Source organism: Klebsiella sp. GL120222-02 (genome assembly GCF_003097195.1).
Classification (GTDB): Bacteria; Pseudomonadota; Gammaproteobacteria; order Enterobacterales; family Enterobacteriaceae; genus Klebsiella; species Klebsiella variicola.
In genome coordinates this window covers 200040-220418 of record NZ_QEQO01000007.1, presented here as the reverse complement: position 1 = coordinate 220418, position 20379 = coordinate 200040, and the positions used below count along the sequence as shown (strand labels likewise).

Annotated in this window: 22 protein-coding genes, 1 pseudogene and 1 riboswitch; of the genes and pseudogenes, 12 read left to right on the top strand and 11 right to left on the bottom strand. The window is 56.2% G+C overall.

The window, feature by feature from the left end; translation table 11 throughout:
- The first annotated feature begins 66 nt into the window (after positions 1-66).
- Entirely contained in the window at positions 67-411 is a 345-nt protein-coding gene (locus N438_RS20470; protein WP_002910910.1) for a RidA family protein, read from the top strand.
- On the opposite strand, the gene N438_RS20465 is transcribed toward N438_RS20470, so the two are convergent.
- On the bottom strand, positions 412-615 hold the full coding sequence (locus N438_RS20465; protein WP_008804294.1) for a YoaH family protein: 204 nt from the start codon (positions 613-615) through the stop codon (positions 412-414).
- A gap of 88 nt (positions 616-703) precedes the next feature.
- Here N438_RS20465 and pabB point away from each other — a divergent pair, with 88 nt between their 5' ends.
- From pabB to N438_RS20445, 4 genes are all read left to right on the top strand, one after another.
- Positions 704-2059, top strand: a complete 1356-nt coding sequence (gene pabB, locus N438_RS20460) for an aminodeoxychorismate synthase component 1 (protein WP_110242672.1) — start codon at positions 704-706, stop codon at positions 2057-2059.
- Between the two features lie 3 nt (positions 2060-2062).
- Positions 2063-2641 (top strand): CoA pyrophosphatase, encoded by a 579-nt coding sequence (locus tag N438_RS20455; protein WP_008804292.1) that lies wholly within the window; start codon positions 2063-2065, stop codon positions 2639-2641.
- Between the two features lie 162 nt (positions 2642-2803).
- Positions 2804-4168 (top strand): L-serine ammonia-lyase, encoded by a 1365-nt coding sequence (gene sdaA / locus N438_RS20450; protein WP_004151445.1) that lies wholly within the window; start codon positions 2804-2806, stop codon positions 4166-4168.
- Positions 4169-4350: 182 nt separating this feature from the next.
- The gene (locus tag N438_RS20445) at positions 4351-5922 is read left to right on the top strand and encodes an EAL domain-containing protein (RefSeq protein ID WP_012967761.1); all 1572 of its coding nucleotides are present in this window, start codon (positions 4351-4353) and stop codon (positions 5920-5922) included.
- Positions 5923-5955: 33 nt separating this feature from the next.
- Here N438_RS20445 and yoaE read toward each other — a convergent pair whose 3' ends face one another.
- The gene (yoaE, locus tag N438_RS20440) at positions 5956-7515 is read right to left on the bottom strand and encodes a CNNM family cation transport protein YoaE (RefSeq protein WP_008804290.1); all 1560 of its coding nucleotides are present in this window, start codon (positions 7513-7515) and stop codon (positions 5956-5958) included.
- Between the two features lie 447 nt (positions 7516-7962).
- On the opposite strand from yoaE, the gene manX reads away from it, so the two are divergent.
- From manX to mntP, 5 genes are all read left to right on the top strand, one after another.
- Positions 7963-8934: a PTS mannose transporter subunit IIAB gene (gene manX, locus N438_RS20435; protein WP_008804289.1), complete on the top strand. Its 972-nt coding sequence runs from the start codon at positions 7963-7965 to the stop codon at positions 8932-8934.
- Positions 8935-8990: 56 nt separating this feature from the next.
- A complete protein-coding gene (locus N438_RS20430; protein WP_004203359.1) occupies positions 8991-9791 on the top strand; it encodes a PTS mannose/fructose/sorbose transporter subunit IIC in 801 nt (266 codons plus the stop codon).
- 12 nt (positions 9792-9803) lie between these two features.
- Positions 9804-10655, top strand: a complete 852-nt coding sequence (locus N438_RS20425; RefSeq protein WP_004145526.1) for a PTS mannose transporter subunit IID — start codon at positions 9804-9806, stop codon at positions 10653-10655.
- Between the two features lie 62 nt (positions 10656-10717).
- Positions 10718-11176, top strand: coding sequence for a DUF986 family protein (locus tag N438_RS20420; protein WP_080895565.1), 459 nt, complete (start codon positions 10718-10720; stop codon positions 11174-11176).
- A gap of 198 nt (positions 11177-11374) precedes the next feature.
- Positions 11375-11477: riboswitch (yybP-ykoY riboswitch) on the top strand.
- 117 nt (positions 11478-11594) lie between these two features.
- A complete protein-coding gene (mntP, locus tag N438_RS20415; RefSeq protein WP_008804287.1) occupies positions 11595-12161 on the top strand; it encodes a manganese efflux pump MntP in 567 nt (188 codons plus the stop codon).
- Positions 12162-12164: 3 nt separating this feature from the next.
- Here mntP and rlmA read toward each other — a convergent pair whose 3' ends face one another.
- The 7 genes and pseudogenes from rlmA to mgrB all read right to left on the bottom strand — a co-directional run bounded on the left by rlmA (position 12165) and on the right by mgrB (position 16422).
- Positions 12165-12959 carry a 23S rRNA (guanine(745)-N(1))-methyltransferase gene (gene rlmA / locus N438_RS20410; RefSeq protein WP_012541271.1) on the bottom strand — a complete coding sequence of 265 codons (795 nt, stop codon included), beginning with the start codon at positions 12957-12959 and terminating at the stop codon, positions 12165-12167.
- Between the two features lie 60 nt (positions 12960-13019).
- On the bottom strand, positions 13020-14768 hold the full coding sequence (ftsI, locus tag N438_RS20405; RefSeq protein WP_008804285.1) for a peptidoglycan glycosyltransferase FtsI: 1749 nt from the start codon (positions 14766-14768) through the stop codon (positions 13020-13022).
- Positions 14769-14955: 187 nt separating this feature from the next.
- The gene (gene cspE, locus N438_RS20400; protein ID WP_001062678.1) at positions 14956-15165 is read right to left on the bottom strand and encodes a transcription antiterminator/RNA stability regulator CspE; all 210 of its coding nucleotides are present in this window, start codon (positions 15163-15165) and stop codon (positions 14956-14958) included.
- Between the two features lie 85 nt (positions 15166-15250).
- Positions 15251-15322 (bottom strand): annotated as a pseudogene (locus N438_RS20395) (DUF2627 domain-containing protein); the annotation flags it as partial.
- 97 nt (positions 15323-15419) lie between these two features.
- Positions 15420-15629, bottom strand: a complete 210-nt coding sequence (locus tag N438_RS28325) for a hypothetical protein (RefSeq protein WP_165818808.1) — start codon at positions 15627-15629, stop codon at positions 15420-15422.
- 284 nt (positions 15630-15913) lie between these two features.
- Positions 15914-16204 (bottom strand): YebO family protein, encoded by a 291-nt coding sequence (locus N438_RS20380; protein WP_002911374.1) that lies wholly within the window; start codon positions 16202-16204, stop codon positions 15914-15916.
- Between the two features lie 74 nt (positions 16205-16278).
- On the bottom strand, positions 16279-16422 hold the full coding sequence (gene mgrB, locus N438_RS20375) for a PhoP/PhoQ regulator MgrB (RefSeq protein WP_002911375.1): 144 nt from the start codon (positions 16420-16422) through the stop codon (positions 16279-16281).
- 159 nt (positions 16423-16581) lie between these two features.
- On the opposite strand from mgrB, the gene N438_RS20370 reads away from it, so the two are divergent.
- Entirely contained in the window at positions 16582-16821 is a 240-nt protein-coding gene (locus N438_RS20370; RefSeq protein WP_008804283.1) for a YobH family protein, read from the top strand.
- Positions 16822-16879: 58 nt separating this feature from the next.
- Here the strand turns inward: N438_RS20370 and kdgR are convergent, their stop codons facing one another.
- Entirely contained in the window at positions 16880-17671 is a 792-nt protein-coding gene (kdgR, locus tag N438_RS20365; RefSeq protein WP_008804282.1) for a DNA-binding transcriptional regulator KdgR, read from the bottom strand.
- A gap of 177 nt (positions 17672-17848) precedes the next feature.
- Here kdgR and N438_RS20355 point away from each other — a divergent pair, with 177 nt between their 5' ends.
- Positions 17849-19219 carry an MFS transporter gene (locus N438_RS20355; RefSeq protein WP_032731027.1) on the top strand — a complete coding sequence of 457 codons (1371 nt, stop codon included), beginning with the start codon at positions 17849-17851 and terminating at the stop codon, positions 19217-19219.
- 69 nt (positions 19220-19288) lie between these two features.
- Here N438_RS20355 and htpX read toward each other — a convergent pair whose 3' ends face one another.
- Positions 19289-20173, bottom strand: coding sequence for a protease HtpX (htpX, locus tag N438_RS20350; RefSeq protein ID WP_008804280.1), 885 nt, complete (start codon positions 20171-20173; stop codon positions 19289-19291).
- Between the last annotated feature and the right edge of the window lie 206 nt (positions 20174-20379).

Here is a 20379-nt window from a genome sequence, read left to right as displayed (position 1 = left end):
TGACGCGAGCGGAACATTATGGCAGTCTTGCCGCAGCCGAATGGAATGCTCAAAGAGGAAAAAGAAATGACAATTACGCGTATTGATGCCGAAGCCCGTTGGTCAGACGTGGTGATCCACAACCAGACCCTGTACTACACCGGCGTGCCGGCAAATCTTGATGCCGACGCCTTCGAGCAGACCGCCAATACCCTTGCGCAGATTGACGCGGTGCTGGAAAAACAGGGCAGCGACAAGTCGCGTATTCTTGACGCCACCATCTTCCTCGCCGATAAAAGCGACTTTGCGGCGATGAATAAAGCCTGGGACGCGTGGGTGGTGGCCGGTCACGCCCCGGTGCGCTGCACGGTGGAAGCGACGCTGATGAACCCGCAGTATAAAGTTGAGATCAAAATTATCGCCGCGGTGTAATTAGTCGTCCTCATCTTCGTCTTGATCTTCATCCTCATCTTCAAAGCGCGCGACGATCTGCTCGCCGGTATGCGTTGCGCGCAGTTCTTCCGCCACCAGGGCAATCGCCTGACCGCTGCTCATCCCCTGGGCCATTAGCTCATGGATACGTTCGACCGCTTTTTGCTGTTGCTCGTGGCTCAGCGAAGGTAAACCTGCAAACATCTTTTACTCCTGCTACATTGTGGGGCGTAATTATTTCACGCTGTCCCCGCCTACGCCAGAGGGACGGCAACGTTCAGGATCGAGAAAGATGTTGTCCCCCGCGATTATTACCCTGCCCTGGCGCCCGGATGCGGCCGAACACTATTTTGCGCCGTTAAGCGCCCTGCCCTGGGCGATGCTGCTGCATTCCGGCTTTGCCGACCATCCGCATAACCGCTTTGATATTCTGGTGGCTGCCCCGCGCGCCACGCTGCTGACGCGCGGTGAACAGACGTGGGTCGATGACGGCGAAACCGCTTTTGTCTCCGCGGAAGATCCGCTGCAACTGCTTCAACAGCAGTTGGATCGTCAGCCGTTCACGCCGCAGCCCCATGACGATCTGCCGTTTCTTGGCGGCGCGCTGGGGCTATTCGGGTACGATCTGGGCCGCCGCTTTGAGCGACTTCCAGCTCATGCCCAGGCCGATATCGCGCTGCCGGATATGGCGGTGGGGATCTATGACTGGGCGCTGATTGTCGACCATCAGCGCCAGCAAATTTCGCTGCTCAGCTATGACGATCCGCAGCAGCGCCTGCAGTGGCTGCAGGCGCAATCCCGTCCGGCGATGAAACCTTTCGCCCTGACCTCTGCCTGGCAGTCAAATATGAGCCGCCAGCAGTACGGCGAGAAATTTCGCCAGGTGCAGGCCTATCTGCACAGCGGCGACTGCTATCAGGTCAACCTCGCCCAGCGTTTTCAGGCCCGCTACGTCGGTGATGAATGGCAGGCTTTCCGCCAGTTGAACGTTGCCAACCGCGCCCCCTTTAGCGCCTTTATTCGCCTCGAGGAAGGGGCGATTTTAAGCCTGTCGCCGGAGCGATTTATTCAGTTGCGCCAGGGAGAGATCCAGACGCGCCCGATAAAAGGTACTCTGCCGCGGCTCGATTCGCCGCAGGAAGATGCGCGGCAGGCTGAGAAGCTGGCGAACTCCCCGAAAGACCGCGCCGAGAATTTAATGATTGTCGACCTGATGCGCAACGACATCGGCCGCGTCGCCGTGCCGGGCAGCGTGCGGGTCCCCGAGCTGTTCGTGGTGGAGCCGTTCCCGGCGGTCCATCATCTGGTCAGCACCATCACCGCCCGCTTACCGGCGACGCTGCATGCCAGCGATCTGCTGCGCGCCGCCTTCCCCGGGGGATCTATCACTGGCGCCCCGAAGGTCCGGGCGATGGAGATTATCGATGAACTGGAACCTCAGCGACGTAACGCCTGGTGCGGGAGCATTGGCTACCTGAGCTATTGCGGCAATATGGATACCAGCATCACCATTCGCACCCTGACGGCCTGGCAGGGGCAACTGTATTGCTCCGCTGGAGGCGGTATCGTCGCGGACAGCGAGGAAGATGCGGAATATCAGGAAACTTTTGATAAAGTTAATCGTATCCTGCACCAACTGGAGAACTAGACCATGGCGGACCACGCCCTCAATCTGGATGATTTTCTGTCCCGCTTCCAGCTGCTGCGCCCCCAGCCTTCGCGCCATGCGCTCAATCAGCGGCAGGCGGCGGTGCTGGTGCCGATCGTGCGCCGGCCGCAGCCCGGCCTGCTGCTGACCCAGCGTTCGCCGCTGCTGCGCAAGCACGCCGGTCAGGTCGCCTTTCCCGGCGGCGCGGTAGATAATACCGATGCGACGCTTATCGCCGCCGCCCTGCGCGAAGCCCAGGAAGAAGTCGCGATCCCCCCGGAAGCCGTCGAGGTGATCGGCGTTCTGCCGCCAGTGGACAGCGTCACCGGTTTTCAGGTGACGCCGGTGGTGGGTATTATCCCCCCCAATCTGCACTATCATGCCAGCCAGGACGAAGTCTCCGCAGTATTTGAGATGCCCCTCGCCGAAGCCCTGCGTCTGGGGCGCTACCATCCGCTCGACATCCACCGTCGGGGCAACGATCACCGCGTCTGGCTCTCCTGGTACCAGCATTATTTTGTCTGGGGAATGACCGCCGGGATCATTCGCGAGCTGGCGTTGCAGATAGGCGCTCGACCTTAGCTATACTGATTATGAGAGGGCGCTCTCACTATTAGTAAAATCGCGGTTATCCATTAGTTTAATTCATGTGAATAGTTCAACTGGCAGCGCGCTTCCCTCTTACACTATGCGCAGTTATTACATCGTTACCGCACCCGCGGTAACCCTGTCAGGAGTATTATCGTGATTAGTCTATTCGACATGTTCAAGGTGGGGATTGGTCCCTCATCTTCCCACACTGTTGGCCCGATGAAGGCCGGTAAACAGTTCGTCGATGACCTGGTCGAAAAAGGATTGCTTAATGCGGTGACCCGTGTGGCGGTTGACGTCTACGGCTCGCTGTCATTAACCGGCAAAGGCCACCATACGGACATCGCCATTATCATGGGACTGGCGGGCAATCAGCCCGATACGGTCGATATTGACGCGATCCCGGCATTTATCCGTGACGTCGAGGCGCGCGGCCGACTGCTGCTGGCCAACGGCCAGCACGAGGTCGACTTCCCGGCGGATGACGGCATGCGTTTTCGCAGCGACAACCTGCCGCTGCACGAAAACGGCATGACCATTCATGCCTGGGCCGGCGAGAAAGAGATCTACTGCAAGACCTATTACTCGATTGGCGGCGGCTTTATCGTCGATGAAGAGCACTTCGGCAAAGAAAACGCCAACGAATTGCAGGTGCCCTACCCGTTTAAATCGGCGCAGGAAATGCTGGCGTATTGTAAAGAGACCGGCCTGTCGCTCTCCGGGATGGTGATGCAAAACGAGCTGGCGCTGCACAGCAAAAAAGAGATCGAGGACTATTTCGCCAACGTCTGGCAGACCATGCGCGCCTGTATCGACCGTGGGATGAACACCGAAGGCGTGCTGCCTGGTCCGCTGCGCGTGCCGCGTCGCGCCTCGGCGCTGCGTCGTCTGCTGGTGGCCAGCGATAAGCTCTCCAGCGATCCGATGAACGTCGTTGACTGGGTCAATATGTTCGCACTGGCGGTCAATGAAGAGAACGCCGCCGGCGGTCGCGTGGTGACCGCGCCGACCAACGGCGCCTGCGGCATCGTTCCGGCGGTACTCGCCTATTACGACCACTTTATCGAATCCGTCAGCCCGGAAATTTATATCCGCTACTTTATGGCCTGCGGGGCGATCGGCGCGCTGTACAAGATGAATGCCTCCATTTCCGGAGCGGAAGTCGGCTGTCAGGGTGAAGTGGGCGTTGCCTGCTCGATGGCGGCGGCGGGCCTGGCTGAACTGCTCGGCGCCAGCCCGGAACAGGTTTGCGTGGCGGCGGAGATCGGCATGGAACACAACCTCGGCCTGACCTGCGACCCGGTCGCCGGCCAGGTGCAAGTGCCATGCATTGAACGTAACGCCATCGCCTCCGTCAAGGCAATCAACGCCGCGCGAATGGCGATGCGCCGTACCAGCGAACCGCGCGTCTCGCTCGACAAAGTGATCGAGACCATGTACGAAACCGGTAAAGACATGAACGCCAAGTACCGCGAAACCTCCCGCGGCGGCCTGGCGATTAAAGTTCAGTGTGACTAAACTGTTCGTCCCCCCCTGCGCCCGCAAAGCGCGCAGGGGGATAACTCTGGTGACTGAAATCTCCCTGATGCGCCTTCAACGGCGCATTTTCTTTTTTCTATACCTGGCGATATTCTGCCACTACAATTGCTCTATTAAATAAGCCACGCTTAACCACTCGTCCTGTCGACAGGGTGTCGCACATGCAGACTGCACAAAAAGTCATTACGGCCTATCGTCGCAAACGCATTATTGTCTGCCTGCTGGTAGCCCTGCTAACCCTGGGTACCACCTTAGCTATCCGATTTATTTCACAGCGTAGCGTAAATGAAGAGTACATTCGCACTGCCGCCAGCCAGCGGGTCACGGCGCTGGATAACATCCTGCGTCCACTGAGCGCAGAGCGGGCGACGCTACTCTCCCTGGTCGACAAACCCTGCATGGATATTCATCTTACGCTACGCAAAATGGCGGCCTCGCTGCAGACGGTCCGCTCCGTCGCGCTGGTGGCGTCAGGGATGATCTACTGTTCCAGTATCTTTGGGCAACGGCAGGCGGATCTGCACCAGCTGCAGCCCGCGCTTCCGGCTCACCACCCCTTACTGCTCTTTTCTACCGACAACTCACTGCTCAAAGGCACACCGGTGCTGATCCAGTGGTATCCAGCCTCGGAAAGCGGCTTCGACGGCGTGATGTTAATTGTCAATATCGAACTGCTGGGGACCTTAATTCTCAAAGAAAAATCGCCCCTGATCAGCGACGTCAGCCTGCAGGTCGGCGACCATTATTTTATCAGCGGCCTCGGCCTGATTGACAAAGCGCACGCCCCGCAGGCGTCAGTGATTTATCGCCAGCGCTCCACAGAATTTCCCTTTACCATCAACATTAACGGTCCGGGCGCCGCGACTATCGCGCTGGAGGAGCTGCCCGGTGAGCTGCCGCTGGCCCTCATCTTCAGCCTGTTGATGACCGGCATCGCCTGGCTGGCCACCGCCGGCAGAATGAGTTTCTCGCGAGAGATAAGTCTCGGCATCACTGCCCGGGAATTTACCCTCTGGTGCCAGCCGCTGCAGGATGCGCGCAGCGGACGCTGCTGCGGGGTGGAGATCCTGCTGCGCTGGAACAACCCCCGCCGCGGCGAGATTTCGCCCGAGGTATTTATTCCCATCGCCGAAGGGGACAATCTGATTATTCCCCTCACCCGCTATGTGATAGCCGAAACCGCCCGCCGCCTGGACGCCTTCCCCAGCGAGCCGCATTTTCATATCGCGATTAATGTCGCTGCCCGTCACTTTGCCCACGGTTTGCTGCTGCATGACCTGCACAATTACTGGTTTAGCGTCAATCCGGTACAACAGCTGGTGGTTGAACTCACCGAACGCGATGTCCTGCAGGATGGCGACCAGCACATGGCCGAACATTTGCATTTAAAAGGGGTCCAGCTGGCGATAGATGATTTTGGCACCGGTAACAGCTCGCTCTCGTGGCTGGAAAAACTGCGGCCGGACGTGCTGAAGATCGACCGCTCGTTTACCAGTTCCGTCGGGATAGACAGCGTCAATGCCACGGTGACGGATATCATTATAGCCCTCGCCGACCGTCTGAATATCGTTACCGTGGCCGAAGGGGTGGAGACGCTGGAGCAGGAAAGCTATCTCCGGGGCCACGGCGTCGATGTGCTGCAGGGATTTTATTATGCCCGGCCGATGCCGATAGAGGCGTTTCCGGCGTGGCTGGCAGACAGAGAGGGGCAGAAAAGCGAGGGGGGAGAATAGCTCGCCGGCCACAGGGGCCGACGAGCAGGGCAATTACTCTTCTTCGTCGCTCAGCGGACGGGTGACCACCGCGCGGACCAGGTCGACCCGGTAATCATTCGCTTCCACCACGGTAAACTGCAGCGGCGGTAGCGACACGGTGTCGCCAATGCGCGGGATATGGCCATTGACGGCGATCACCAACCCGGCCACCGTGGCAATATCCTCATCTTCATTGACCAGCGCATCCAGTCCAAGCGCCTGCTGCAGCGCATGCAGGTCGGTCGAGCCTTTGATCAGCCAGCCATCGCCGTCAATGACGATCTCCGGCGTCTCATCGGCATCCGGGAATTCACCGGCGATGGCTTCCAGGACGTCCAGCGGCGTCACCAGCCCCTGTACCATGCCAAACTCGTTGGTCACGATGACAAAGCTGCCGCGCGCGCGGCGCAGAACGCCGAGCAGATTGATCGGGTCCAGCGTTTCCGGGACGACAATCGCCGGGGAGGCAGAGGCCAGCGCCGCAACGTTTTCGCCCGCCTCAAGGGCCACCAGCAACTCTTTCGCCCGCACGATACCGATGATTTCATCCAGCTCTCCGCGGCAGACCGGGAACAGACTGTGCGGCGACGAGAGCAGCTGACGACGAATTTCGTCATCACTCTGTTCGGCGTCGACCCAGCTGATTTCACCGCGCGGGGTCATAATACCGCGCAGGGAGCGCTGGGCCAGCGTCAGCACGCCGTTAATCATGTAACGTTCTTCTTCGGCAAACGCCCCTTCCGGCACCGGTATGGCTGCCGGGCTGTCGGCGTCATGGCTGACGGAGGTCTGTTTCCGGCCGCCCATCAGGCGCAGGATCGCATCCGCGGTACGGGCACGCAGCGGCAGCGTCGACTGATGTCGGACAAAGTTGCGTCGCGCCACCTGGTTAAAGAACTCGATGATGATCGAGAAACCGATCGCCGCGTACAGATACCCTTTCGGAATATGGAAGCCAAACCCTTCCGCCACCAGGCTCAGGCCGATCATCAACAGGAAGCTCAGACAGAGCACCACCACCGTCGGGTGCTGGTTGACAAAGCGCGTCAATGGCTTCGACGCCAGCAGCATCATGATCATGGCGATCACCACCGCCGCCATCATCACCGGCAGATGGTTAACCATCCCGACCGCCGTGATCACCGCATCCAGAGAGAAGACGGCGTCCAGCACCACGATCTGCAGTACCACCACCCAGAAACTGGCATACCCTTTACCGTGACCGCTATCGTGCTGGCGGTTTTCCAGCCGCTCATGCAGTTCAGTCGTCGCCTTAAACAGCAAGAAGATCCCGCCGAGCAGCATGATAAGGTCGCGCCCGGAAAAGGAGAAATCAGCGATAGTAATCAGCGGCTTCGTCAGGGTCACCATCCAGGAGATCACCGACAGCAGCCCCAGGCGCATCACCAGCGCCAGCGAAAGGCCGATCAGTCGCGCTTTATCGCGCTGCTTCGGCGGCAGTTTGTCCGCCAGGATGGCAATAAACACCAGGTTGTCGATACCGAGCACAATCTCCAGAACGATAAGCGTCAACAGGCCAGCCCAGATTGAGGGATCCATTAACAATTCCATGTACGACTCCGGTTAGCGGCAAGCTGAGTCATCGCCATGTCATGCATGGGCGCGACAATAGGTGCTGAGAGAAAAGCGTGATGCGTGGAGGTGGCAACCAGGTGCCAGAAAGTGAAAAGACGTCGATGACGGTCCATACTGCGGGCTATGCCCTATACTCCTGAGTAATTAAACGGAAGTTAAACATAGCAAAATATAGATCGAAATTGGAAAAAATTTACCTGAATTTGCAATAACTAAGGCTATTTTTTGCGCTGCAAAATTATTACCAGGCGATGCCTGATTAACGGATCTTCATCACATTAATTATTTTTTCACTGTCTAAAATAATTCGCGGTAGTAACTATTTTCTATCTTACACCCTAACTGAATCGATTTTGTCCTCAAGAGTGATTCAGGATGTATCAAAGCAGATGATGCATTCACGATAATAAAAGGAGGTAGCAAGTGACGATTGCTATTGTAATAGGCACACATGGTTGGGCTGCAGAACAGCTGCTGAAAACAGCAGAGATGCTGTTGGGCGAGCAGGAAAACGTTGGCTGGATCGATTTCGTTCCGGGTGAAAACGCCGAAACGCTGATCGAGAAATACAATGCCCAGTTGGCAAAACTGGATACCAGTAAAGGCGTGCTATTTCTCGTCGATACATGGGGAGGCAGCCCGTTCAACGCTGCGAGCCGCATTGTCGTCGATAAAGAGCATTACGAAGTTATCGCTGGCGTCAACATCCCGATGCTGGTGGAAACCTTCATGGCCCGCGATGATGACCCTTCGTTTGATGAACTGGTCGCCTTAGCGGTGGAGACCGGTAGCGAAGGCGTGAAAGCGCTGAAGGCCAAACCGGTGGAAAAAGCGGCTCCCGCGCCAGCCCCTGCCGCGGCGCCAAAAGCCGCCGCGCCGGCCAAACCGATGGGCCCGAACGACTACATGGTGATTGGCCTCGCGCGCATTGACGACCGCCTGATCCATGGTCAGGTCGCCACCCGCTGGACCAAAGAGACCAACGTCACCCGCATCATCGTCGTCAGCGACGAAGTGGCCGCGGATACGGTGCGCAAAACCCTGCTGACCCAGGTTGCACCACCGGGCGTCACCGCCCACGTGGTGGACGTCGCCAAAATGATCCGCGTTTACAACAACCCGATGTACGCCGGGCAGCGCGTCATGCTGCTGTTTACTAACCCGACCGACGTTGAGCGTATCGTCGAGGGCGGCGTGAAAATCACCAGCGTCAACATCGGTGGTATGGCGTTCCGCCAGGGCAAAACCCAGGTTAACAACGCGATTTCGGTCGATGCCAAAGATATTGAGGCGTTTAACAAGCTGAACGCACGCGGTATCGAGCTGGAGGCACGTAAAGTGTCCACCGACCCGAAACTGAAAATGATGGATCTGATCGCCAAGGTTGATAAATAACCCGGCCGATCGCGCCCCAGTTTTCACTTTAAGACTTAATCAACAGGAGAAGTACAATGGAGATTACCCTTCTTCAGATTGTGCTGGTGTTCATCGTCGCGTGTATTGCGGGTATGGAGTCGGTGCTTGATGAATTTCAGTTCCATCGTCCTCTGGTCGCTTGTACGCTGATCGGTGCCGTTCTCGGCGATATGAAAACCGGTATTATCATCGGCGGTACGCTGGAAATGATCGCTCTGGGTTGGATGAACATCGGTGCGGCGGTTGCACCTGATGCCGCGCTGGCGTCCATTATTTCCACCGTTCTGGTTATTGCCGGCCATCAGAGCATCGGTGCCGGTATCGCGCTGGCTATCCCGCTGGCGGCGGCAGGCCAGGTGCTGACCATTATCGTTCGTACCATCACCGTAGCCTTCCAGCACGCGGCAGATAAAGCGGCGGAGAATGGCAACCTGACCGCCCTGTCGTGGTTGCACGTCTCGTCCTTGTTCCTGCAGGCGATGCGTATCGCTATCCCGGCCGTCATCGTCGCCATTTCCGTCGGTACCAGCGAAGTCCAGGGCCTGCTGAACGCGATCCCTGAAGTGGTCACCAGCGGTCTGAACATCGCCGGCGGTATGATCGTGGTTGTCGGTTATGCGATGGTCATCAACATGATGCGCGCAGGCTACCTGATGCCGTTCTTCTACCTCGGCTTCGTCACCGCCGCCTTCACCAACTTCAACCTGGTAGCCCTGGGTGTGATTGGTGCGGTCATGGCTATCCTCTACATCCAGCTGAGCCCGAAATATAACCGCGTCGCCGGTGCGCCGGCTCAGGCGGCTGGTAACAACGATCTCGATAACGAACTGGACTAACAGGTGAGCGAAATGGTTGATATGACTAAAAATACCACCGAGAAAAAACTCACTCAGAGTGATATTCGTGGCGTGTTCATTCGTTCTAACCTGTTCCAGGGGTCATGGAACTTCGAACGTATGCAGGCGCTGGGCTTCTGCTTCTCTATGGTTCCGGCAATCCGTCGCCTGTACCCGGAGAACAATGATGCGCGTAAGCAGGCGATTAAACGTCACCTTGAGTTCTTCAACACCCATCCTTACGTTGCCGCTCCGGTACTGGGCGTAACCCTGGCGATGGAAGAGCAGCGCGCCAATGGCGCAGAGATTGACGATGGCGCCATCAACGGCATCAAAGTCGGTCTGATGGGGCCGCTGGCCGGCGTCGGCGACCCGATCTTCTGGGGTACCGTGCGTCCTGTGTTCGCGGCCTTAGGCGCTGGGATCGCGATGAGCGGTAGCCTGCTCGGTCCTCTGCTGTTCTTTATCCTGTTCAACGCAGTGCGTCTGCTGACCCGTTACTATGGCGTCGCCTATGGTTACCGCAAAGGCGTGGACATCGTTAAAGATATGGGCGGCGGTTTCCTGCAGAAACTGACTGAGGGGGCGTCAATCCTCGGCCTGTTTGTCATGGGGGCTTTGGTTAACAAGTGGACGCACGTGAATATTCCGATGGTGGTGTCAAAAATCACCGGTTCTGACGGACAGGTTCACGTCACCACGGTGCAAACCATCCTCGACCAGTTGATGCCGGGCCTGGTACCGCTGCTGTTGACCTTCGCCTGTATGTGGCTGCTGCGCAAGAAAGTTAACCCACTGTGGATCATCGTTGGCTTCTTCGTCATCGGTATCGCGGGCTACGCTGTCGGCCTGCTGGGTCTGTAATTTCCAGGTTGTACGCCGGGGGCTTGCCCCCGGCTTTTTTTTATCAGGAGGAACGCAAAGCAATGACATTCACGGACCTGGTGATCATCCTGTTTATCCTTGCGCTACTGGCCTACGCGGTGTATGACCAGTTCATTATGCCGAGGCGGAACGGCCCGGTGCTGCTGGCCATCCCCCTGCTTCGCCGCAGCCGCGTTGACGGTCTGATCTTTGTCGGCCTCACCGCCATTCTGATCTATAACAACATTACCCAGCACGGCACCCCGATCACCACCTGGCTATTATCTGCCCTGGCGCTGATGGGTCTCTATTTATTCTGGATCCGTACGCCGAAAATCATTTTTAAACCGCGCGGCTTTTTCTTCGCCAACGTGTGGATAGAATATCAGCGAATTAAAGAGATGAATTTATCCGAGGACGGCGTGCTGGTGATGCAATTAGAGCAACGGCGGCTGCTTATTCGCGTACAAAATATCGACGACCTGGAGAAAATCTACAAACTTCTCGTTTCAACTCAATGATTTATAAATATAGCCAGCGCTATATTTTCCAGTTTCCCTCTGGAAAAACATATAGCCATGGCTATATTTCCCTGCCTCCTCTTCCCTTTTTTATTAACTATTTATTTACTTATAAATTCAAATGAAAATCGTTATCATTTGGTTATTAAAATAGCCGTCTTCTGTTATTGTTTTATATTCTAAAAATATGTTAAGGTTGCGCCCGTCGTTGGGGAGTAGCCGATTTCCTGTTTGCCAGGAAATGTACGTGTCAACATACTCGTTGCAAAACGTGGCACGTACGGGTTGAAGTGATTCAATCAGGCGAGACCATAGATACATCACTGCTGTACGTATTGCTCAGCCATTGAGCGGCTCCGCGTATATTTACTGGGGGCAGCGATGTGTCATATGGATTATCCCCGGTCAGGACACGCACATGAATTTATCCGCTACCATTCTTCTCGCCTTCGGCATGTCTATGGACGCCTTTGCAGCCTCTATCGGCAAGGGTGCCACCCTGCACAAACCTAAATTCTCAGAAGCCGTCCGCACCGGGCTGATTTTTGGCGTGATTGAAACCCTGACCCCGCTGGTTGGCTGGGGACTCGGCATGTTGGCCAGCCAGTTTGTCCTCGAGTGGAACCACTGGATTGCCTTTATTCTGCTGGTGTTTCTCGGCGGGCGAATGATCGTGGAAGGTGTTCGCGGCGACAGCGACGAGGCGTGCGACGCGCCTCGCCGTCATGGTTTCTGGCTGCTGGTCACCACCGCCTTCGCCACCAGCCTTGACGCGATGGCCGTTGGTGTGGGTCTGGCCTTCCTGCAGGTCAGCATTGTGACCACCGCACTGGCGATCGGCTGCGCGACGTTTCTTATGTCGACGCTGGGGATCATGGTCGGTCGCTTTATTGGCCCGCTGTTGGGCAAACGGGCCGAAATCCTCGGCGGTATTGTGCTGATTGGCATCGGCAGCGAAATCCTCTGGAGCCATTTCGCCGGTTAAGCCTTACGCCTCGCGCTGCCAGCAATGGATCATGAAGTCGGTCTGGCAGCCAAACGTCGCCTGCTGACGCAGCGCGGCGTGCACCTCAGGCTTAGCCCGCCACGCGAACGGCGTCATCTGCAGCAGCGCCTGCGCTTCACTTCCCGTCAGGGTCATCGGATAGGCCAGCTGCTGCTGAGCGTCCAGGCGGAATCCCGGCATCGCTTCCGTCTTCAGCTCATGCAGGCGTACCTCATCGTAAATCAGCCCTTTTAGCTCCAGCAGATGGCGGGGTCCCGGCGTGGCGGTGATCACCCATCCGCCAGGCCGCACCACCCGCGCCAGCTCTTCGGCGTTGCAGGGGGCGTAAATGCGCACTACCGCATCGAAGCTGTTATCAGAGAACGGCAGACGCTGGCTGGAGGCGACGCAAAAACTGACCTGCGGGTAGCGTTTTGCCGCCGCGCGGATCGCTGGCTTCGACACGTCCAGCCCCCAGCTATGGCTGGCGATGGTGGCAAACGCGTGGGTGTAATACCCTTCGCCACAGCCGATATCCAGTAAATCCGCAGGGGCGTAGTGCCGCAGCCGTTCGGCGATCGCCTCCCGTAGCGGCTGATAATGACCCGCATCCAGAAACGCCCGCCGGGCCTGCATCATCTCAGCGCTATCGCCGGGATCGCGCGACCGCTTGAACTGCACCGGTAGCAGATTGACGTACCCCTCTTTCGCCAGATCGAACTGGTGCCGCTGCGGGCAGGAATAGTGGTTGTCGCCGCGGCTTAACGGCGCGTGGCAAAGGGGGCAACTGTATGACATGACGGCTCCGGTGTTGCTAAAGGGCGAAAGTGTAGCGCTATTCGCCCCTGCAGACCACTGTTACAGCGCCGGCGCCAGCGGATGGCTGTCGTGCATCACGATCAGATTCTCCGCCCCTTGCGGCATGCCGTCCGGCATGACGTTCTCCAGCCGCAGGACATCCCCCATGATCTGGCTGAAGACCGGCGCGGACACCGCCCCGCCGTAATAGGAGCCATTACTCGGATCGTTCATCACCACCACCAGCGCAAACTGTGGACGACTGGCGGGCGCCACGCCGGCGGTGTAGGCCACATATTTATCGATATATTTGCCGTCCGGACCGATTTTCTTCGCCGTCCCGGTTTTTACCGCCACCCGGTAGTCGCGCACTGCCGCTTTGGTACCGCCTCCCCCCGGGAGCGCCACGCTCTCCATCATATGCTCTACGCTGTGAACGATGTTCTCCGGCATCACCCGCGTACCTATCACCGGCGGATCGATGCGGGTTATCGACAACGGTCGTTCAATACCGAAACCGCCGATAGTCGCGTAGACGTGCGCCAGCTGGAGCGGCGTCACCATTAACCCATAGCCGAAAGCGAAGGTAGCGCGATCCAGCTGCCCCCAGTAGCGACGATGCGGCATCAGCCCGGCGCTTTCCCCGGTCAATCCCAATCCGGTCGGCTCGCCGAACCCAAATGCCTGATAGGTATCAAGCAGATGCTGCACCGGCATAGCGAGCGAGAGATGCGACACGCCGGTATCACTGGATTTTTGCAGGATCCCGGTCAGACTCAGCTCCGGATAATAGCCCACATCGCGGATGCGGTGGCCGTCGAGGACAAACGGATGGGTGTCCACCACGCTATCCGGCTGGACAATCCCCTGCTGGAGCGCGGTCATGATCACCAGCGGTTTGACGGTCGACCCGGGTTCGAAGGTGTCGCTGATGGCGCGGTTGCGGAAATCATCCAGCGTCGCGCTGTCGCGATTGTTCGGATTGAAGTCCGGGTAGCTGGCCATCGCCAGAATCTCACCGGTATCAATTTTGATCAATACCGCCGCCCCGGATTCCGCCTTATTCCAGCGAACGGCATTATCCAGCGCATCTTCGGTCACCGTCTGCAGACGTTCATCAATACTTAGCTGCAGATTATGCGCCGGGACTGGCGGCACTTCGGTAATATTTTCAATAACATTGCCATGTTTATCTTTGCGCACCAGGCGTCGTCCGGGTTTGCCGGTCAGCTGGGCATTAAAGCTTTTCTCCACCCCTTCGATGCCCTGATTATCGACGTTGGTAAAGCCCAGCAGATTGGCAGCCACATGACCAGCCGGATAGAAACGTCGCGATTCATCGCGCAGATAGACGCCCGGGAGATGCAGTTTATCAATCCACTCCGCCTGCTCCGGATTGATCTGACGCGCCAGATAGAGAAAACGGGCGTGAGGATGACTTTGTACCCGTTGGGCCAGCTCACCGAGGTTGAGATGCAGTGCTTCGGCCATTGCCTGCCAGCGAGGACCATAACCAACCCCACCCTTCTCCATGGTGGTCTGCGGGTCGATCCAGATAGCGCTGACCGGTACGCTCACTGCCAGCGGTCGTCCTTCGCGGTCGCTAATCATGCCGCGCTCCACCGCCACAGGCTCTTCGCGCAGAGAACGCATGTCTTCTTGTTTTACCAGGTTATCGGGAGAGACAATTTGCAGCCAGCCCACGCGGGCCAACAGCAGTCCCAGACAACCAAGAATGGCCACACAGAGTAACCCGAAGCGAATCGGGGTAAAGCTGGCGGCGGACTTCATTTTTTTCTTTAGCACCATAGCTCCGGCATCATTTTGCAACCATCTGATTTAACAGAAAATTAGCAAAACAGACTGCTACACAATGCTAATAAAGTTGACTATTTGCAACAAGACGCGACGGAAGGGGGTAAAATGACACGCTTTGCAATAAAAACGCAAAAGCCCCGCGCAGGCGAGGCTTTTATACAAGAAGAGTGGTCTTGTATCAGATAGCAGTTACGTTAACTGCAGCCGGACCTTTCTGGCCGTCCTGAATTTCGAACTCAACGTTCTGGCCTTCAGCCAGAGTTTTGAAGCCGTTACCCTGGATAGCGGAGAAGTGTACGAACACGTCTTTGCTGCCATCAGCCGGAGTAATGAAACCAAAACCTTTAGACTCGTTGAACCACTTAACTTGACCTTTAATCTTTGCCATTTGCAAAATTCCTTAGACTGTTTTCTTCGCCTGCTGGCGTTTACATAGATAAAACTGACACATAACTGCATGAGGCACTAATTTAAGGTTCGGCAGAGAAGCGGTATTCAACGACAACGTGTTTACTCAGGACTTCTTTACTGAAAATGCCACACATAAACAGAACTGTACCTCGTTTAACCCGAAACGTGTTATCACATACTACGTAAATAATGGCAAGCCATTTTTAAACGTGTCACGATCGTTCGCACAAATTATAAGGTAATCATTTGATCGCCTGCACATTTATGCGTCTTTGCCGCTCCTGGCAAGGCGTTATAGCATTCGCTAATATCACCTGGTTGCTGCCTCATTACTGCAACTTTTTTACCATAGCTCAACAACTTCGCTTCGTCCAGGTATGTACGTATACGAACCGCCATGCTGACGGCGCTTCGCTGAAGGTGATGAATATTGATGCGCATAATTACTCATAACAGCAGACGAAAAATCGCTAAAGCCGTACCAGTGTAGTGATAATAAAACCTGTTAGTCGTCACGCTAAAAATAGAGCTAATTCTGCACCTTAATAATGAAAAAATGATGACAGTGTCACATTCCAGGGCAATAAACGCGGCGGGAATGACTTTATTTACAGCGTGTAAAAAAGGGAATAATGCGCGGGGAAAGGAATAATGGAATAAGAATAAGCTATTACTGCCAGCTATCATGCAGGTGCGCATCTTATGATGCACACCTGTGGAGGTACTTAGCGCTCTGCCACCAGGCGGATAAACTCATCCTCTCCTTTCGCCTTGCCTGCGACGGTCGGCTCGGCCACGTCCTCTTTTTCCGGCGCATTAGCTTCGCAAAGGCGACGTAACAGCGCATTCTGCCGCTTTTGCTGATCCAGCAGCGCTTGCAGCAGTTCTATCTGCTCGTTCGCCCGCGAACTGGCGCGGTTGACGAAGAACCATAACAACAGACCGACAAGCAGCAACGCGACGGATACAGCCAGCGAAGCCAGATTTAAGATCCCAGGATTTAGTAACTCACTCATTTCACCACCTCAAAGAGAAGGCGTTCATTCTACCACCCACACCGCAGAAGGAAATCAGTCGTCAGAAAAATGTCTTACCACGGGATGAATTTATTGATAGTGCAAATGCCGCTGAAAAACTGAACATCCTGGTCGCACATTACGTTAAGCATCTGAGTCCACAGCAACAGGCAGCCTGCTATGATGACTATCAGTAAAACCCACCGTAATTTTTTCACTCCACTCTCCGCATTAGTACTTTATCTCACCAGGATAACACGGCCTTCTTAAACCGCGGCTAACTGTAATACGAACGGCAAGTTTAGGAATCATCGACTTGTTTCAAAACGTGTTCGTGTCAAAATCACGGCAAGGATCATACAAATAATGAGGCATCAATGCGATTAATCATTCGTACTATTGTCGTCGTGGCTATCTTATGGATTGGCGTATTATTAAGCGGCTATGGCGTATTATTCCACAGTGAAGAAAACGTCGGTGGTCTGGGTCTTAAGTGTCAGTATCTCACCGCCCGCGGGGTCAGTACCGCACTTTATGTGCATTCCAATAGCGGTGTGATCGGCGTCAGTAACTGTCCCATTCTGCGCAAAAGCGCAACCGTGGTTGATAACGGTTAAAATCACTCCGGCGAGCGCGACAATAGCACCGCGCTCGCCGGATGTTTCAGCTACCGCGTCAGAACGGGTAGTCGTTGTATCCCATTTGCTCAGAAATCTTGCGCGCCGCCTGATGCAGCATCGCCACATATTCATGCAAACGTTCTTCTGAGAAACGTAGCGTCGGGAAAGAGATGCTCAGTCCGGCGATAACCACGCCGAAACGATCGAACACCGGTACCCCGATGCAGCGTAGTCCCTCTTCCTGCTCTTCGTTATCTTCGCCATATCCCTGCTCGCGTACGCCATCCAGCACCTTCAGCAGCGCTTCCGTGCTGGTGATGGTCCGCTCGGTGCTGCGTTTATACTCCACGCCCTCGAGGATCTGCTCCACTTCGCTGCGATCGCGCCACGCCAGCAGTACCTTACCAATCGCGGTACTGTACAGCGGATTGCGACGGCCGATACGCGAGTACATCCGCAGATTGTACATCGAGTCAATCTTGTGGATGTAGACGATGCTGTCTTCATCCAGCGCCCCGAGGTGAATAGTCTCTTTCGTCAGCCGGGAGAGTTCGCGCATCTGAATATCGGCGCTGCGTACCAGGTCGACGTTCTGCAGCGCACGAGCGCCCAGCTCGAACAGCTTGAGCGTGAGGGAGTATTTCTCTGACTCGCCTTCCTGCGCCACATAGCCCAGTGATTTCATGGTCTGTAAAAAGCGATAAACGGTGCTTTTCGACATCATGACGCGCTGGGACAGTTCGGTAATGCCAATTTCACGCTCTTCACCCAGCGCCTGTAAGATGCCAAAAACCTTCAATACCGAAGAGACAGAATCTGGCTGTTTATCCAAATCTGCACCTGCCATTTATCACCTCGCCGTAACTGTTTTATAAAATTTAGAACCGGTTTTTATTATAAATTCGCCGCCTCTGCGCCGCAATCATTCTTCTGCCACTTCGTTACAAATCTGCGACATACTGCGGAATAATCAATGCTAAACTCATCATTCAAAAAACCGTTTCATTTAAGACTTATATTCACCATGGATAAAAATTCTTCCGATGGCGTGCCGCTGCCGCAACGCTATGGCGCCATTCTGACCATCGTGCTGGGGCTGACCATGGCCGTGCTCGACGGGGCTATCGCCAACGTCGCGCTCCCGACCATCGCCAGCGATCTTAACGCCTCGCCGGCGGCGTCAATCTGGATCGTTAACGCCTACCAAATCGCCATTGTCATCGCCCTGCTACCGCTCTCTTTCCTCGGCGATATGGTCGGCTATCGCCGCATCTATAAGATAGGCCTGGTGGTGTTTATCTTTACCTCGCTGGCCTGCGCCCTGTCGCGCAGTCTCGACATGCTGACCTTCGCCCGCGTCGCCCAGGGGCTGGGCGGCGCCGCGCTGATGAGCGTGAACACCGCGTTGATCCGCCTGATTTATCCGCAGCGCTTTCTCGGCCGCGGCATGGGCATCAACTCCTTTGTCGTCGCCGTCTCTTCGGCGGCAGGCCCGACGATCGCCGCGGCGATCCTCTCCCTCGCCTCATGGCAATGGCTGTTTTTAATTAACGTTCCCCTCGGGATCGTCGCTTTTGTTCTGGCCATGCGCTTTCTGCCACCCAACAGCGCGCGCAGCAAAATCATCCGCTTCGATCTGCCGAGCGCCATCATGAACGCCCTCACCTTCGGGCTGCTGATCACTGCGCTCAGCGGGTTCGCCCAGGGACAGTCTGTTCAGCTGGTGCTGGCGGAAGTGGCCGCCATGCTGGTGGTGGGCTTTTTCTTCGTTCGCCGCCAGCTCAGCATGCCCGTCCCCCTGCTGCCGGTCGACCTGCTGCGCATCCCGCTCTTCTCACTCTCTATCTGCACCTCCATCTGCTCCTTCTGTGCGCAGATGCTGGCGATGGTCTCCCTGCCCTTCTTCCTGCAGACGATGATGGGGCGCAGCGAAGTGGAGACCGGCCTGCTGCTGACGCCGTGGCCGCTGGCGACCATGGTGATGGCGCCGCTGGCCGGTTATTTGATTGAGAAATGCCATGCGGGACTGCTGGGGGCCATTGGGCTGCTGGTTATGGCCTGCGGCCTGTTCGGCCTGGCGCTGCTGCCCGAGTCGCCTTCCGATCTGGATATTATCTGGCGTATGGCGCTGTGCGGCGCCGGTTTCGGGCTGTTTCAGTCGCCGAATAACCACACTATTGTCGCCTCGGCTCCGAGCCATCGTAGCGGTGGCGCCAGCGGGATGCTGGGTACCGCTCGCCTGCTCGGTCAGAGCACTGGCGCGGCGCTGGTCGCCCTGCTGTTCAACCTGCTCGGCAACAGCGGCACCCATACCGCCCTGCTGCTGGCCGGCATTCTGGCGACCGTTGCCGCACTGATTAGCGGTCTGCGCGTCACCCAGCCGCGCGCGGCCTGATAAACGGCGGCAAAAAAAATCCGCAGCTTTCGGGCTGCGGATTTTTATTTTTAGCGTCGAACCGACGGATTACTTCAGATACTCACCGCTACGCAGGGCTTCAATACGTTTATCCAGCGGCGGGTGAGTCATAAACAGCTCGCTCATGGATTTCGCTTTACCATTGATGCAGAACGCCATCATGCTGCTGGCTTCCTGTGGCTCATAGCTGGTTTTCAGACGCTGCAGGGCAGCAATCATCTTCTCGCGGCCCACCAGTCGCGCCGAGCCGGCGTCAGCGTGGAACTCGCGATGACGAGAGAACCACATGGTAATAATGCTGGCCAGAATACCGAACACCAGCTCCAGCACCGTGGCGACAGCGAAGTAGATCAGCGGGTTACCATTGCTGCTCTCCCCTTCATCTTCCCGGTTGCCGCCGAGGAAACCGGCCGCAATCTGGGCAATCACGCGCGAGATAAAGATAACGAAGGTGTTCACCACCCCCTGAATCAGCGTCATGGTCACCATATCGCCATTAGCGATATGGCTGATTTCATGGGCAATGACCGCTTCCGCTTCATCACGGCTCATGTTTTGTAGCAGCCCGGTGCTGACGGCGACCAGCGAGGCGTCGCGACGCGCGCCGGTAGCAAAAGCGTTAATATCAGGCGCGTGATAGATAGCAACCTGCGGCATGGCAATGCCCGCCTGCTGCGCCTGTTGGGCGACGGTGTGCATCAGCCAGCGTTCCGTTTCGTTGCGCGGCTGCTCGATCACTTCCCCACCCACAGACTTCAGGGCCATCCATTTCGACATCATCAGCGAAACGATAGAACCACCGAAGCCGAACAGCAGGGCCATAATCAACAGACCGGTCATGCTGCTGGATTGGATCCCCGTGAGGCTTAACACCAGCCCGAACACGACCATTACTGCCAGGTTCGTCAGCAGGAAAAGCGCGATTCGCATCATAATTTTCTTTTTACCTCAATTTAACAAAACGCACTATGCGATTACCCACATCGTATGGGTCAGGCTGCAATTTTCAACCATCAACCCCCGCTAAGTCACGATAAAAACACAACTTTACATTTTGTAGCATCTTGCTGACAGCGGCCGGGCAGGTTGACATTTTGTTAGTTGAGCTGAAAGGTGATGACAAAAGCACAAAATAAAAC

Coding starts and splice junctions, on each gene's coding strand:
- N438_RS20470 (WP_002910910.1), top strand. CDS start 67: ATGACAATTACGCGTATTGATGCCGAAGCCCGTTGGTCAGACGTGGTG.
- N438_RS20465 (WP_008804294.1), bottom strand. CDS start 615: ATGTTTGCAGGTTTACCTTCGCTGAGCCACGAGCAACAGCAAAAAGCG.
- pabB (WP_110242672.1), top strand. CDS start 704: ATGTTGTCCCCCGCGATTATTACCCTGCCCTGGCGCCCGGATGCGGCC.
- N438_RS20455 (WP_008804292.1), top strand. CDS start 2,063: ATGGCGGACCACGCCCTCAATCTGGATGATTTTCTGTCCCGCTTCCAG.
- N438_RS20445 (WP_012967761.1), top strand. CDS start 4,351: ATGCAGACTGCACAAAAAGTCATTACGGCCTATCGTCGCAAACGCATT.
- yoaE (WP_008804290.1), bottom strand. CDS start 7,515: ATGGAATTGTTAATGGATCCCTCAATCTGGGCTGGCCTGTTGACGCTT.
- N438_RS20430 (WP_004203359.1), top strand. CDS start 8,991: ATGGAGATTACCCTTCTTCAGATTGTGCTGGTGTTCATCGTCGCGTGT.
- N438_RS20425 (WP_004145526.1), top strand. CDS start 9,804: ATGGTTGATATGACTAAAAATACCACCGAGAAAAAACTCACTCAGAGT.
- N438_RS20420 (WP_080895565.1), top strand. CDS start 10,718: ATGACATTCACGGACCTGGTGATCATCCTGTTTATCCTTGCGCTACTG.
- mntP (WP_008804287.1), top strand. CDS start 11,595: ATGAATTTATCCGCTACCATTCTTCTCGCCTTCGGCATGTCTATGGAC.
- rlmA (WP_012541271.1), bottom strand. CDS start 12,959: ATGTCATACAGTTGCCCCCTTTGCCACGCGCCGTTAAGCCGCGGCGAC.
- ftsI (WP_008804285.1), bottom strand. CDS start 14,768: ATGGTGCTAAAGAAAAAAATGAAGTCCGCCGCCAGCTTTACCCCGATT.
- cspE (WP_001062678.1), bottom strand. CDS start 15,165: ATGGCAAAGATTAAAGGTCAAGTTAAGTGGTTCAACGAGTCTAAAGGT.
- N438_RS28325 (WP_165818808.1), bottom strand. CDS start 15,629: ATGCGCATCAATATTCATCACCTTCAGCGAAGCGCCGTCAGCATGGCG.
- N438_RS20380 (WP_002911374.1), bottom strand. CDS start 16,204: ATGAGTGAGTTACTAAATCCTGGGATCTTAAATCTGGCTTCGCTGGCT.
- N438_RS20370 (WP_008804283.1), top strand. CDS start 16,582: ATGCGATTAATCATTCGTACTATTGTCGTCGTGGCTATCTTATGGATT.
- kdgR (WP_008804282.1), bottom strand. CDS start 17,671: ATGGCAGGTGCAGATTTGGATAAACAGCCAGATTCTGTCTCTTCGGTA.
- N438_RS20355 (WP_032731027.1), top strand. CDS start 17,849: ATGGATAAAAATTCTTCCGATGGCGTGCCGCTGCCGCAACGCTATGGC.
- htpX (WP_008804280.1), bottom strand. CDS start 20,173: ATGATGCGAATCGCGCTTTTCCTGCTGACGAACCTGGCAGTAATGGTC.